Origin of the sequence: Thermotoga sp. RQ2, assembly GCF_000019625.1 — a bacterium.
Lineage (GTDB): Bacteria > Thermotogota > Thermotogae > Thermotogales > Thermotogaceae > Thermotoga > Thermotoga maritima.
This window is the reverse complement of record NC_010483.1, coordinates 921888-935590: the sequence shown is the minus strand read 5'-3', so window position 1 is coordinate 935590 and position 13703 is coordinate 921888. Positions and strand designations below refer to the sequence as shown.

At 45.7% G+C, this 13703-nt stretch carries 13 protein-coding genes; 8 read left to right on the top strand and 5 right to left on the bottom strand.

Annotated features, from left to right (window positions below; all coding sequences use genetic code 11):
• Positions 1 to 9 precede the first annotated feature (9 nt).
• Entirely contained in the window at positions 10 to 1749 is a 1740-nt protein-coding gene (locus TRQ2_RS04650) for an ABC transporter ATP-binding protein (protein ID WP_011943459.1), read from the bottom strand.
• A gap of 84 nt (positions 1750 to 1833) precedes the next feature.
• On the opposite strand from TRQ2_RS04650, the gene TRQ2_RS04645 reads away from it, so the two are divergent.
• Complete coding sequence (locus TRQ2_RS04645; protein WP_011943458.1) at positions 1834 to 2382, top strand: outer membrane beta-barrel protein; 549 nt, start codon at positions 1834 to 1836, stop codon at positions 2380 to 2382.
• Between the two features lie 57 nt (positions 2383 to 2439).
• Positions 2440 to 2658, top strand: a complete 219-nt coding sequence (locus TRQ2_RS04640; protein ID WP_004082515.1) for a hypothetical protein — start codon at positions 2440 to 2442, stop codon at positions 2656 to 2658.
• 137 nt (positions 2659 to 2795) lie between these two features.
• Here the strand turns inward: TRQ2_RS04640 and TRQ2_RS04635 are convergent, their stop codons facing one another.
• Complete coding sequence (locus TRQ2_RS04635) at positions 2796 to 4013, bottom strand: RNA-guided endonuclease TnpB family protein (RefSeq protein WP_004082517.1); 1218 nt, start codon at positions 4011 to 4013, stop codon at positions 2796 to 2798.
• Complete coding sequence (gene tnpA / locus TRQ2_RS04630) at positions 3998 to 4207, bottom strand: IS200/IS605 family transposase (protein ID WP_233417792.1); 210 nt, start codon at positions 4205 to 4207, stop codon at positions 3998 to 4000. The genes TRQ2_RS04635 and tnpA overlap by 16 nt, the downstream gene beginning before the upstream one ends.
• Positions 4208 to 4301: 94 nt before the next feature.
• Between tnpA and TRQ2_RS04625 the strand changes: the two genes are divergently transcribed.
• The 6 genes from TRQ2_RS04625 (at position 4302) to TRQ2_RS04600 (ending at position 9637) form a co-directional block, all read left to right on the top strand.
• Entirely contained in the window at positions 4302 to 5087 is a 786-nt protein-coding gene (locus TRQ2_RS04625; protein WP_010865039.1) for a DUF362 domain-containing protein, read from the top strand.
• 100 nt (positions 5088 to 5187) lie between these two features.
• Positions 5188 to 5652, top strand: coding sequence for a ferrous iron transport protein A (locus tag TRQ2_RS04620; protein WP_012310810.1), 465 nt, complete (start codon positions 5188 to 5190; stop codon positions 5650 to 5652).
• Positions 5621 to 7630 carry a ferrous iron transport protein B gene (gene feoB / locus TRQ2_RS04615; protein WP_012310809.1) on the top strand — a complete coding sequence of 670 codons (2010 nt, stop codon included), beginning with the start codon at positions 5621 to 5623 and terminating at the stop codon, positions 7628 to 7630. The genes TRQ2_RS04620 and feoB overlap by 32 nt, the downstream gene beginning before the upstream one ends.
• Positions 7627 to 7959, top strand: coding sequence for a hypothetical protein (locus tag TRQ2_RS04610; protein WP_004082537.1), 333 nt, complete (start codon positions 7627 to 7629; stop codon positions 7957 to 7959). Before feoB ends, TRQ2_RS04610 begins: the two co-directional genes overlap by 4 nt.
• A complete protein-coding gene (locus TRQ2_RS04605; RefSeq protein ID WP_012310808.1) occupies positions 7956 to 9050 on the top strand; it encodes an alpha/beta fold hydrolase in 1095 nt (364 codons plus the stop codon). Before TRQ2_RS04610 ends, TRQ2_RS04605 begins: the two co-directional genes overlap by 4 nt.
• Positions 9047 to 9637 (top strand): hypothetical protein, encoded by a 591-nt coding sequence (locus TRQ2_RS04600; protein ID WP_012310807.1) that lies wholly within the window; start codon positions 9047 to 9049, stop codon positions 9635 to 9637. Before TRQ2_RS04605 ends, TRQ2_RS04600 begins: the two co-directional genes overlap by 4 nt.
• Here TRQ2_RS04600 and aguA read toward each other — a convergent pair whose 3' ends face one another.
• Together aguA and TRQ2_RS04590 are read right to left on the bottom strand one after the other, a co-directional pair.
• Positions 9638 to 11662 carry a xylan alpha-(1->2)-glucuronosidase gene (gene aguA / locus TRQ2_RS04595; protein WP_012310806.1) on the bottom strand — a complete coding sequence of 675 codons (2025 nt, stop codon included), beginning with the start codon at positions 11660 to 11662 and terminating at the stop codon, positions 9638 to 9640.
• Positions 11663 to 11718: 56 nt separating this feature from the next.
• The gene (locus TRQ2_RS04590; RefSeq protein WP_012310805.1) at positions 11719 to 13692 is read right to left on the bottom strand and encodes an ABC transporter substrate-binding protein; all 1974 of its coding nucleotides are present in this window, start codon (positions 13690 to 13692) and stop codon (positions 11719 to 11721) included.
• Between the last annotated feature and the right edge of the window lie 11 nt (positions 13693 to 13703).

Here is a 13703-nt window from a genome sequence, read left to right as displayed (position 1 = left end):
TTTCCCTCCCTACGCATTTTCGAACTGTATCTTGTAAAGGTTGTAGTAAAATCCTCTCTTCTCTAACAGTTCATAGTGATTGCCTTTCTCTACAATCCTACCATTGTGGACTACCACTATCTCATCGACGTCTTTCACAGTAGAGAGTCTGTGTGCGATCATTATCACTGTCCTGTCTTTTGAAAGCTCTTCTAAAGCCTCCTGAATCTTCGTCTCTGTTATAACATCCACGTTGCTCGTCGCTTCATCAAGAATGAAGATCTTCGCGTCAAACAAAACGGCTCTTGCGAGCGCTATGAGTTGCCTTTCGCCTGCTGAGAGAGTGGTTCCTCTTTCGACTATTTCGTAGTAAACACCTCCGGGTAACCTCTCTATTATATCCAGAGCATGGACTCTTTTCAGTGCTTCGAGAACTCGTTCTTCTGGTATGCTCTCATCGAAAAGCCTGATGTTATCGAGGATCGTTCCGCTGAACAACAGAACATCCTGCGGGACAGCTGCTATCTGTTTTCTCACAAGTTTTAAATTGTACTCCAGAAGCGGAATCTCATCGATGAATATATTTCCCTTCTGCGGTATATAAAGACCGTTTATCAGGCTCATGAGAGTGGATTTCCCACCACCTGTTTCTCCCACTATCGCGTACAGTTTCCCTGGTTGAAAATCCAAGTTTATGTCCTTCAGCACCCAGTTCTTTCCGTCGTACGAAAACCACACGTTCTCAAAACGAACACGACCTTTTGAAATCTTATTCGGTCCATTTGGATTTCCTATGACCTCTGGTTCTTCTTTTAAGAGGTTCAAAATTTTCTCGGAGGATGCCATGGAGTTCTGGATTATATCGTACTTCTCAGAAAGGTCTCTGAGAGGCCTGAAGAACATATCGAGGTAAGATACAAAAGCGTACAGAGAACCGAATCCAAGGGTTTTATTCGCGATATACCTGGCACCGTACCACAAAACAAGACTCACTCCCAGAAAGTAAAGAAAATCCATGAGAGGACGAAAGACTCCGAAAACGTAGAGTTGTTCCATCAGAGATCTGTAATACTCTGTGGCCACTGTGGAAAACTCCTTTTCTTTGTGTTTTTCCAGATTCAAGATTTTTATCACGTTGATACCTGCTATGTGCTCTGCCAGGAAGGCATTGAGGCGGGCGAGGTTGGTTCTGACCTTGCGATAAGCCCTCCTGTCGAAGTATCTGAACAGGAGGATCGAAATGACGATCAAAGGCAAAAGGTAATAGACGTGGCCAAAAAGCTCTCGACTGAGCTGAATGAGAGAAACAACGACCGCTCCCAAAAGGAGAACATCCATAATCACACTGGTCACAACAGAAGAGAAGAACTCCTGGATATTCTGTGTGTCGTTAACGATCCTGGTGGTAACTACTCCGGAAGGTATTCCTGTGAAAAAAGAATACGGAAGTGAAATGACATGGGAAAACACGTCTTTTCTCATCAGAAGGACTATCTTTGAGCCTGCATACCCTGTTACATAAGAACTCGCAAACCCCACCAGAAAGGAAAGGACGCGAATTCCTAAAATTATAAAGGCCGTTATTACAATGCCGTTCAAACGCTCAAACGAAGATAAAGTACTTTCCACAAGAAACTTATCTATCGCCGTTTTCATCAAACGGGGTGGGAGGACTTCCAGCACTGTGAGAATCAGAGATAGCACAGTTCCTGCAAGAAAAAGATACCAGTATTTTTTAGCGTACCTTAGCAGAAACTTCTCCGGACTCAAAATCACCACCTCTGCCTTGATATTTTACCACTTCTGTGTGTTATAATTGAACACGGAAAATTTCATTACAGGGAGGGAGTTTTCATGAAAAAGTTTCTTGTGATTCTTCTCGCGGTAGTGGCAGTGGGAGCTTTCGCTTTCTCGCTGGAGGATCTGAAGGTCAGCGTTTTTGGGAATTATAATTTTGTTGTTTCTGCGACATCTACAACTTCCGATGCTACGGCAGCTAATTACTTGGATTTTGGTCTCGATCTCACATATCCGGTAGCAGAAAATATGGAGCTGGGTCTTGGGCTTGGTTTTGCTTATCTTCTTGGTACTGATGCTACTCCTCTTTTCTCTGTTGATGCTACTCCGAGTCAGAACGCACTCGATCTGTTTGCTGTTTTCAAATACTCCATTGAACTCGACAGAGAATCCAGAGTTGTCATAAGGGGATTCGGTGGACCCAGCTGGCCTATGGCCAAGTTCGATTTTGGTAAATTCGGTTGGGTCTTTGGTGTTGGTGCCAGCTACACAAGAGACTTTGAAGGACTCGTAGTTGGACTCGGTGCAGGTGTTGAAATGAGAATCTACGAGAAAAACAACGTGATCGCAATCCCCGTTGGAGGAAACTTTGAGATCAACTTCTGATGAAATCCATAGAAACGAAGGGGGCATATGCCCCCTTTTTGTTTTGAGGTGATGTGGATGGACAAGGAAAAATACGTGAAAGGAATAGAAAAAGCACTTCAGAAAATAGCGGTCCGTGAGTTAAAAATCGTCGATATCTCCGAAATATGGATCGAAACGGCTCTCCCAAAAGATCTCATAATCGAAATACTCAAAGAAGGAAAGCTCAATATCCCATCCGGTATCGAGACCATAAAAGACGGGAGGGATGTCATCTGGAAAAGGTCTGGTTCCTGAACGTCTCCAACTACGAGGAAGCCAGCACAAGGCTCAGAGAACTCCTTGACAAGTACTTTTCTCACCTGTTTTCACCATCCGATAAGGTTCTTTTGACACTCCCAATCCCCTGAAGGGGATGGGATTCTTGGCAGCTCTTAGGCTGCCTTCCATGGAGCGCTAATCGCTCCATGGCCACAGAGGTGCGGGTTAAACCTCACACCTCTGGCGGGTGCCAAGCCCGCTACTACTTGGGACTTCGTCCCAAGATACCTTTTCCAAATGTTGATTGCTCCCACTCCGTCCCTGTGATACTCAAAACCGCAGCCGGCGCACTTGTAATTTCGTCCAGACGGCCTGTTTTGAGTGCCGCATACAGGACACGTTTTGCTTGTATGCGCTTCAGAAATGCGCACAACCTCGATGCCGAATATTTGCGCTTTGTATTCTATCTGGCTCATGAGCTTTCTGAAGGCCCATTGGTGCAGTTTTTGATTGAAATTATCGTTGCCGTTTGTGCGTTCTCTTATGTTCGTAATGTCTCCGACGACAATGGTGCCTATGTTCTTTTGCACGCATAAACCGATGAAGTGGCTCGTGATTTTGTGGAGCACGTCGTTGATTTGGTTTCTCGTCTTGTACAGCACCCTTCTTTTGGCTCTCGACAGTTTTTTATACCTTCGTGAGCCCTTTTGGCATCGACTCAAAGCCCGCTGAATATCTGCTAGTCTTTTGTTTCGGTATCTGAGTATGCTGTTGAGAACACCACCGTGATATGAAATCACCTCAGAACCATCGAAACAGGTTATCGGGCGGAGTATTCCGACGTCTACGGACATAACTTTCTGGCTTTGGCCTCTCTTGTGCTCACTCTTCACCTCTATCGCAAGGTGAAGATAATACCGGCCGGCTTCGTAAACCAACTTGGCTTGCCTGATTGTTGTACCGGCTGGCAACGTTGTGGGGATTACAAATGGCTCTCGATTGCGTCCCATCGAGAGCTTGACCTTCCCATCTGGCAAAAGCTTGATGGCTTGATTTTTCCAAATGAACGGCAGAAAATTTTTCCTCTTGTATGGCGGTTTTGCATGTGGATTTGTTTTGACTGCAACAAAGTAGCTATTGAGTGCCTGAAAGTACAGCTGGACCATGGCTTGTTTGGAGTGAGTGTGGATATCGATAGCGCTCGACCAGCGAAGGATGTATTTTTGCGCTGTGTTCGGTGAGAGCCAAAAACCTTTCTTGTTTTTGATCTTTTTGACCAGCGACATGGTTTTGTTGTAGATCCGAGCGGCGATCCTGTTCAGCTCGGAACACAAAGGATACAATTCCACCGGCACAGGGACTTTGTAGGTTCTGATCACATATCTTGACACTCTTCAATGTACCTCCTGATGGTTTCTTCTGAAACGGTGCCCACTGAGCCCACATAGTATGTTCTGCTCCACAATCCTTCTCTTGTTCTCAGGTGCGGGAATTTTTCGAGAAGCTTTTTTGAAGACACCCCTTTGAACAGGTTGACTATTTGTGCCGGAGCTAACCGAGGAGGCGCAGAAACAAAAAGATGCACATGATCCGGTTGGATCGATAGCGACAACACCCAATCATAACACGAACATGACCAACAAGCAAGCCTCTTACCCGTTCCCCTGAAGCGGAAGGGCTTGCGAGGCTGTTTTTCTGTCACAGGTGTTGAAGATGTTTGTGAAAGACTGGGCGTTCCATGTGTTCCTTTGGATGATCCTGTGGAAGTCAGCGGAGAAGTGTTTCAGAAGATAAAAATTTCCAGGAAGGTTCTTGAAGCAGACAAGGTGGTTAATCTTCCAAAATTGAAGACCCACTCCCAAATGGTTATGACACTCGGAGTGAAAAACACCTTCGGATGTGTGGTGGGTCTCGAAAAATCTTCCTGGCACATGAGGGCAAAGAATTACGACGATTTCGCGAATCTGTTGATAGACATTCATCGAATCGTGTCTCCAGTTCTCACGATTCTCGACGGTGTGGAGGGTATGGAAGGAAACGGACCCACAAACGGTAAAAAGAAACATTTTGGCCTTGTGGCTGTTTCGAAAAATGCTTTTGCTCTCGACGACGCTGTCTGCAAAGCTTTAGGAATAGATCATGTTGTTTACACGGTTCAGCATGCTCGAAAAAGAAGAGTAGTTCCTGATTATGAAATTGTGGGAACGTTCCACGCTTCTATACAACTTCCTTCCACCGTCTCCACCCTCGATAGACTATCCAGAACCTTTTCAAGGTTCTTTGTGAAGTATCCAAAGATCGACACCAGAAAGTGCGTGAAGTGTCGGCTCTGCGAGGAACGATGCCCCGCCTCGGCCATAGATATCTCCTCTCAGAGAATCGACTACCAGAAGTGCATAAGATGCTACGTCTGCCATGAAGTCTGCCCTCAGGATGCCATAAAGCTTGTCAGAAGACTCGTATAGACAATATATTAGAAATGTATATATTGAAAGCATCCATGTGATGATGATACAATTAATCTGAATTTTTTGAGAATCATTCTCAAAAAAAGGGGGCAGAGCCGTGAAACTTTCAAGACTCGTACCAGGAGTTCCCGCAAGAATAAAAAGACTCAAAGTTTCCGGAGAACTGCATGAAAAACTCGTGGGAATGGGATTCGTTCCAGGTGAAGAAATAGAAATCGTTCAAGTCGCTCCCCTGGGAGATCCTTTCGTCTGCAAGATTGGGAATAGGAACATCACATTGAGAAAAAGAGAAGCGGATCTCATAGAAGTGGAAGTCGTGGGAGGAGAATTGCCTTTGATCCTTGCAGACGATGGAACTTACGAGATAACCAAACTAAATGGTGGAAGGAGATTTCTTTTTAGAATGAAGAACCTTGGAATCGAATCAGGTAAGAAAATACAGGTTTCAGGAAGGAGATACTACATAGAAGGAAGGGAAATAGATTTAGGATACGGCGAAGCAACCAAGATATGGGTGAGGAGGGTCAGCGATGCCGGTGAAGAGTCTCACCCGCAGAAGTGAGATTTCTCAAAAAATCGTGAAAGTCGCTCTTGCGGGATGCCCAAACGTTGGAAAGACCAGTCTTTTCAATGCCCTGACCGGCACGAAACAGTACGTCGCCAACTGGCCCGGCGTGACGGTTGAGAAAAAGGAAGGTGTCTTCACATACAAAGGGTACACCATCAATCTGATAGACCTTCCTGGAACTTACTCGCTCGGATATTCCTCGATAGACGAAAAGATAGCCCGTGACTATCTATTGAAAGGTGACGCCGATCTTGTAATAGTCGTTGCAGACTCTGTCAATCCAGAGCAGAGTCTGTATCTACTTCTTGAAATACTAGAAATGGAAAAAAAAGTTATCCTTGCCATGACAGCCATAGACGAAGCAAAAAAGATAGGAATAAAAATCGATCGTTATGAACTTCAGAAACATCTGGGAATCCCCGTGGTTTTCACCTCGTCTGTCACAGGAGAAGGTCTGGAAGAACTCAGGGAAAAAATCGTGGAGTACGCACAGAAAAACACGATTCTTCACAGAATGATTCTGGATTACGGAGAAAAAGTAGAATCTGAGATAAAGAAGGTAGAAAATTTTCTCAGAGATAAAAAGTTGAGAATCAACCCGAGGTATTTCGCTTTGAAATACCTCTCGGGGGACCCGGAATTTTACTCAGAGGGCGTGAAGCTTGGTCTTCCAGAGCTGAGCGAAGAAGAAAGGATCGGTTATCGCCTTCTCATAGCGAAAAGAAAGAGAGAATACGTTGAAAACGTTGTTAAAGAAGCCTTTGCAGATGCAGGGTCGAAATCTCTCTCTCTATCCGAAGCCATAGATCATGTCCTGACCCACAAGTTTCTTTCGTTTCCGCTGTTCTTTGCCCTCATGTATCTCGTTTTCAAGTTCACATTCGACATCGCGCAGGTCTTTTCGGACTTGCTGGATCTGCTCTTTTCCCAGTTGGGATCCGCTGTTGTCAACACTTTCGGAGAGAACGCTTTCACATCGCTGATATCCGATGGAATCATTGGTGGAGTGGGAAGTGTTCTGGTGTTCACACCAAACATCTTCGCCATGTTCCTCGCACTCGGTTTTCTGGAAGAAAGCGGTTATCTCCCCAGAGCCGCGTTCGTGATGGACAGAATCATGGAAAAATTCAAACTGAGCGGTAGAGCGTTCATGTCCCTCATACTCGGATTCGGATGTAATGTACCTTCTATCATGGCCACCCGTGCCATAGATGATCCAAGAGAAAGGCTCGTGACCATCCTCATCACTCCCTTTATCAGCTGCAGCGCAAGACTTCCAGTGTACCTTCTCATTCTGAGAATCTTCTTCCCTGAGTCCTCCGCTGCCATGCTCTTTATAATCTACTCTCTGAGTATTCTGATAACCCTCCTTTCATCGGTTGTCATAAACTGGCTGTTCTACAGGGGAAGGACTTCACCACTCATTCTGGAACTGCCGAGGTACAGAATGCCCACACTCAAGAATCTGTACATCTACACCTGGAACAGAGGAAAGCACTTTCTGAAAAAAGCCGGAACGATCATATTCGTTTCTGCCATTCTTATCTGGGTTTTGAGTTATTTCCCAGCAGCCGGGGACATTGAGAACAGCTTCTCCGCGATGATAGGAAAATCCTTGGAGTGGATCTTCAAGCCTTTTGGATACTCCTGGAAGATAGTGACATCGCTCTTCTACGGGGCCGTAGCGAAGGAAGTTGTTGTCTCGACTATGTCGATGCTCTATGGATTCGAGGAAGAAACATTCCTGGGAGCAAAGGAAGCTCTGTCTGCGGAAATGGACCCTGTGTCTGCCATAGCGTTTCTCATTTTCGTCATGGCGTACATACCGTGTTTCGCAACTATCGCAACCATATATTCTGAAACGGGAAGTTTGAAGTGGACCCTTTTCTCAATTGGATATTCCCTTTCAATTGCGTATGTGCTATCCCTGATCGTATTCTATGTTGGAAAACTGGTGGTGATGCTAATATGAACATTTTGATGTTCATATTAACCCTGATTTCTGGTATCCTTTACATGAAGATCGATCTTCTGTTCGGCATCTTCCTGGGAGTCGTCTCGCTTGTTTTTCTTGCTGGACAATTCGAGATCTCTAAAGAAAAGTACCATGCACACATGTTCGTTGGAAGTATCATTGTTTTGTTTTTCGCTGGAATGAGTCTTCTTGAGTACCTGACAGGGTTTTTGAGACCCATTCTTGGAGAAGAAAGAATCACCCTGTCAGCGGGACACTACACCCTCTTTCTAACGGGATTGGTGGCACTTTTCATGATATTCAAGAAAAGGATGAGATCAGAATGAGGTTCTTTCTGGTTGCGATCGTCCTTCTTGGTGTATCAATGTTTGGCTTCAACATCATTCTGGAATCTACACCCACACTCTACGATGTGGTGGAGTACTACGCTGGGGACTGGTGTATATTCAGGATGGTGTACGATGGAACCGTTGATCCGTACAATCCTCCTCTCCTTGAAACCAACGCCACCGTCATTGGAAAAGTGATAAAATGGCAAAAACCAGAGGAAAAACTCGCTGAAATACACAAAGAAGGTTCTTCTCTCAATCTCGTAGTGATACACGGAATGGATCCGAGGGAATACACAGGCGAGATGACCGAGTACAAGAAAGAGATTGAGAAGGTGTTCGAGGAAATAGGAGAAAGACTGAGAATAAACGTCTATCTGTTTATCTACCCAACTCTTCTTGCAGATCCGGAAAAGTCAGCCGAAAGATTCATCGATCTCACAAAAGATATGGAGAACATCATCATATTCGCACACAGCATGGGAGGAATAATAGCAGAGCATATCGCTGCTAAGCACCCTGGAAACGTGAAAGGGATAATCTTCGCGGGAACGCCTCACTTAGGAAGTCCACTTGCCAACGTTCTGTTCACCGATCCAGATCGATACGAAGAGGAGTTTCTCATAGACAAAAAGACCGCAGAAAATCTCAGAGCGGCTCTTCTGATATCCTACGCGGGTTTCAGTGCAACGTACGCTCCAGGATACAGATATCTTCTCTGGCAAAGAAAACCACTGGATTTTTCAAATGTTCCGTTTGTGAACCTGGTCGGAACTATTTCCCTCGATAGTGTAGAAAGTATTCCAGGAATTCTACTGAACATAATGACAACATCTGCGTGGGACACTCTGGGATTGATCGGCCTGAAACTTCTCGCAAGTAGTGTTTCCACAATGAAAGACGATTTTGAAGAAACGGATGGTATGGTACCATGCAAAAGTGCCTCATACGGAGGAAATGCACTCGTTTTCGACGCCGATCACGAAGATCTTTACAAAAGAAGAAATATAATCCTCGAGGGGCTTTCATATATTCTTTTCAGAATACTGGAAAACGAGGTGATTTTAAAGAAGGGGGGATCGCAATGAAAGTTCTTTTGATTTCTGCTACTTTATTCAGTCTTATTCTCACAGGATGCATGCTGACCACGACTTTCCAAACCCCACCAGGTACTGGAGAGATTTCGGAAGAGACATTGTTTGAGAACGTTGTCGAAGAAGAATCTCCAGAATCAACAATTACTACTGTTGTGGACAACAGTTTGCCCGAATCCGATCAACACGGAACGGTTCTCTACGTTTCTCCTTCTTCAACAGATGTCACCGGTTTCATCAGCGTGTGGTTCGATCTAAAGAAGCTCCTTGAAGGAAAAGCTTTCAAAGGAGACATCGTTAAGTTTTATATCGACATACTTCAAACCAGAGAAGACCAGGCGACTGTCACTATGAACATCTATGAAGAAACCGGCGGCAGCACCTCACTCACAAAGATAGCCACGGCTCTTTTGGAGAAAAACGAATGGACGACCGTGGAAGGTACCACGACCGTCCCTGATCTTGACAATGTCGAAAAATACCTACTCGGTGTTTGTGCTTCGAAACCCGCCACACTCGACTTCTACATAGACAATTTCGAATGGGAGGTCATATATCAAGAAGAAGGAGGAGCAATCTGATCACGGATATATCTTTCTTCCCTTCTCATCAGGGATACCCGTTCTCCTGTAAAAGTATGTGTTGATTACATCACGCCACTCCTTCGCGTGTTCGAGTTGCATATGAAGACGCTCTTTCACTCTCTCAAAAATATCTGGTGATACCCTGTCTTTCAGTTCCTCCCATTTCTTTATGAATTCTTCTACTTCCTCCACCCCTTCAAAGTGGAGATCGTATATCGTCTGAAGGAGTGTCTTTCCGGATTTCAAACGATGATCGTATCGTACCCTGTGGAAGAAAAGAAGAAGATCCTCGGGACACGTGTTGATATCATCGTATATCTCTTTCCACGGTGAATGGTATTGAAGGGTGTAACCAGTGCCTCTGGAAGTTCTATCGACACCGATCGCTTCCCAGTTGGCTCTGTGGTAAGTACCCCATTTCGAATATTCGTATCCCTCCGGATTTGGACCGTAGTGGTGACCAGGATTCACCATCCATCCCAACCCGAACGGAGTGGTGTATTTCTCATACGTCCTGTGGGATTTCATCAACATGTATGAAACATTTTCCAGAACCTTCTCGTCATCGCCGAAAGTGAGTTTTATCCATTCTTCAACTATCCTTTCGATTTCTTCATCGGGATTCCACGCAAGTCTTCCGAACGCGTATAAATTCGCCTGAGCGAGATCGTGGCCCGTCCAGTTCACACTGTCACCAACGTTTGATACTCCGGCAAAACCGTTGTTTTCACGGTCAAAGAGAGTTCCATCCACGATTCTCTTCACGTAAGAACCCTCACCCTTCGCAAATGTATCGAATTCCAGTATCTCCTTCCAGAGGGTTCCTAAAAAACACAGATGAATCTGCTGACCTGTGTATTCCTGCGTGATTTGAAGCTCAAGAATTTGATTTGTCCTCTCCATTCCTCCGAAAAGCGGATTGACGGGTTCTCTCACCTGAAAATCCATAGGACCATACTTTATTTGAATGATCACGTTGTCATCGAACTGCCCATCGAGAGGTTTGAAATTGTCATAAGCCGCCTTTGCTCTGTCCGTTTTGTAATCTCTCCAGTCTTGGAGACAGTTGTAAACGAAAGCTCTCCATATTACTACCCCACCGAACGGTGCCAGTGCCCTTGCAAGCATGTTTGCGCCTTCTGCGTGCGTTCTTCCAAACATGTGCGGTCCAGGATTGAACTCAGAATCGGCTTTGACAAGAAACCCTCCAAAATCTGGAATATAATCGTATATTTCCCTCGCTTTTTCTCTCCACCAGCGCGCCACTCTTTCGTCGAGGGGATCGGCCGTATCCAGCCCTCCCAGATAAACAGGAGAAGCGAAGTTTATACTTAGATAGATCTTAATTCCATACTCTCTGAAGATATCAGCCAACTTTTTCAATCTTTTAAGGTAGATAGAGTCTATCAGGTAAACTTCTCGCTTTTTGACGTTCACGTTGTTTATAACAACACCGTTTATACCTATTGAGGCTAAGAGTCTGGCGTAGTCTTGCGTTCTCTGATTTATGATAATTCTGTTGTCTTTGAAAAAAATGGAGTTCCCTGCGTATCCTCTCTCGATCGTTCCATCGAGGTTGTCCCAGTGGTTAAGCATACGAAATTTCGCTTTCGGCTTCTCCAGGACATTCATTTTCTCGATATCTTCACCAAGTCTTATTCTCTTCATCAAATCAAAAATCCCGTAAACAAGCGCCTTCTTTGTTTCGCCAGTTACAAGCAGGATTTTCGAACCGTTCCACTCGAGCGTTCTCAGCATGAAACCTTCCTCACCAAGATTCTCATCAAGCTTGATGGGAAGGGATTCCAAACGTCCCACCATGATGTATTTTTCTTTCTTCAATGGTCTGGAATAAAATCTGGGAGTGATGCCAATCGATCTTTCAGAAAATCTTCTGATCTCGTCTTTCAAAACTGAAGAACCGGGTTCCAGAATGGAAACACTTGAAAACCAGTCTTTGAGTTTTCCGGCGGCATCAGCTGGTAAACCTCTGTACTCCAGCCAGCACATCCTGTAGTCCACAGCATTTCCCTCCCTGAAAGTTTTGAAAACCCCCGGCGATTGCCGGGGGCTTCGATTCATTTCTGTTCGATGAAGAACTGCATCGGCATGGCATTCAGAGGAGTTCTCAACACATCGTCCGTTACGAGAAATTCTGGTACGTTTCTGAAGTTGTTCTTCGCTATGGCAGGCGAAAGGTCTTCTCCGACGGTTCCTATCATCCAGAGATTTTCTCTATGGATCTTCGTTGCTTCTGCCATGAGCTCTTTGATTTTATCAGGATCCGGCGTGGAGGCTATCTGGTAGTACAGATCGACAAGTCTGTAGACGACCTCTGGTGGTTCAGGCCCTTCGGGTACTTCTTCGGGTTCCACGCCTCTTATGTTCTTGTCGATGTAGTACGAGATCCAGTCACTCCATCCTATGTACCAGAAGTCTGCTATGTCCTCGGAACCCGGGAAGATGACCATCGGTGAAGAGAGTGGTTGAGCAGCCCTATCCATGTTCCACACCATCGCATCGAAGTCACCGGCATCGGCTCTTTCGTAGAAGAGAGACCTTTCAACGTTCTCGATCTCCACCCAGACCCCTATCTGTCTCCAGTATTCCTTCACCATCGTCCAGACGTCAACATGAAACTGTCCAGTCACAGTGATGGTGAATCGGAGTGGTCTGCCATCTGGTAAGAGTCTGTATTCGTGCTTGTCATCCCACTTCAGCCCCATCTCATCGAGAAGCTTGTTCGCTCTGTCTGGATCGTACTCTGCGTAAGCTTTTTCCCACTCGGGATCGAAGTATGGGGATCCACTCACGAGAGATGCCTGCCTTGGCTCAGCGAGACCGTTGAAGAGAATCTCGTTGATTTCTTCCCTGTTGATAGCGAGTGAGAGAGCCTGCCTGAACCTCACATCGTTGAAGACCTTCCTCAGCACCTCGTCGGAGTGAGCGTAGTTCAATGAGATTCTGCTGGCAGAACCGTTCGCAGCGATCCATTTCAGCACCCTGTATCCTCCACTCTGGGCGTTCTCCATGAGCAGTGTGAAGTTTCCTGCTCCCGCTCCCAGTCCTCCGATATGTCTCCACTGCATATCGATTTCACCGGAGATCGCTTTCAGGAGTATGACTTCGTCGTTCTTGACGTATTCGTGCCTCACGTAATCGATGTATGGAAGCTGATTCCCTTCGATATCAACCGCCCAGAAGTACGGGTTTCTCTCGAGTATGTAGAACTGTTCTGTTGGATCGGTGATAGGCTTCCACGGTGATAGTGTTGGAAGCTCGGTGTTTTCAAGGAAGTCGTTTTTATCGTTGAAGAGGTCCACCCAGGTGTTGTGCACACCTTCCACCATCTTCTTCTCTATTTCTTCCATCGGTGTGTACTTTGGATGGAACTGTTTCAGATAGTGTGCTGGTGCTCCGGTAAATCCACCGTATGGAACTTTCAGAAGGAACAATCCATAAGGCTTGCTGAATTCGAACTTCACCGTGTAATCATCGAGTGCCTCGACTTTCACACCAATGTTGTACCAGTCAGGTTTCGAAGGTGTGATATCGTCGTTTCCTACGATGTCGTTAACCCAGAACACGATATCGTGGGCCGTGTACGGTACTCCATCGGACCACTTCACACCCTTTCTCAGATGGAAGATGTATACCCTTCCGTTCTCCAGAACTTCCCAGCTCTTCGCAAGCCCCGGAACGAGTTTTCCACCCTCTTTGTCCCAGAACGCGAGTTTCACTTCGATGAGTTTGGAAATACCCCACCTGTCAGAAGGCCCTTTCCAGACCCTTCTCCAGGTACCACCGAACTGTCCAACTTTTTCAACAGGCTGAACCACGAGCGGTTCCTCCGGAAGTCTCTGTTCGACGGGTGGAAGCTTTCCTTCTTCGACGAGTTTGGTCAGCATCGGTGATTCATGGTACTCGGTAATCTTCTTTCCTGTAGCCTTGTAGTACTCTTCCGGTGTTGCGTAGAAGACCCATGTGTCGTTGGCAGCAAGAGCTAAAACAACCATGAACACAAGCGACAGCAAAACAAGCAACCTTCTCACAACTAACACCC

Bases quoted from the DNA above. Each gene is read 5' to 3' on its own strand.
- TRQ2_RS04645 (WP_011943458.1), top strand. From the start codon at position 1,834: ATGAAAAAGTTTCTTGTGATTCTTCTCGCGGTAGTGGCAGTGGGAGCT.
- TRQ2_RS04640 (WP_004082515.1), top strand. From the start codon at position 2,440: ATGGACAAGGAAAAATACGTGAAAGGAATAGAAAAAGCACTTCAGAAA.
- feoB (WP_012310809.1), top strand. From the start codon at position 5,621: ATGCCGGTGAAGAGTCTCACCCGCAGAAGTGAGATTTCTCAAAAAATC.
- TRQ2_RS04610 (WP_004082537.1), top strand. From the start codon at position 7,627: ATGAACATTTTGATGTTCATATTAACCCTGATTTCTGGTATCCTTTAC.
- TRQ2_RS04605 (WP_012310808.1), top strand. From the start codon at position 7,956: ATGAGGTTCTTTCTGGTTGCGATCGTCCTTCTTGGTGTATCAATGTTT.
- TRQ2_RS04600 (WP_012310807.1), top strand. From the start codon at position 9,047: ATGAAAGTTCTTTTGATTTCTGCTACTTTATTCAGTCTTATTCTCACA.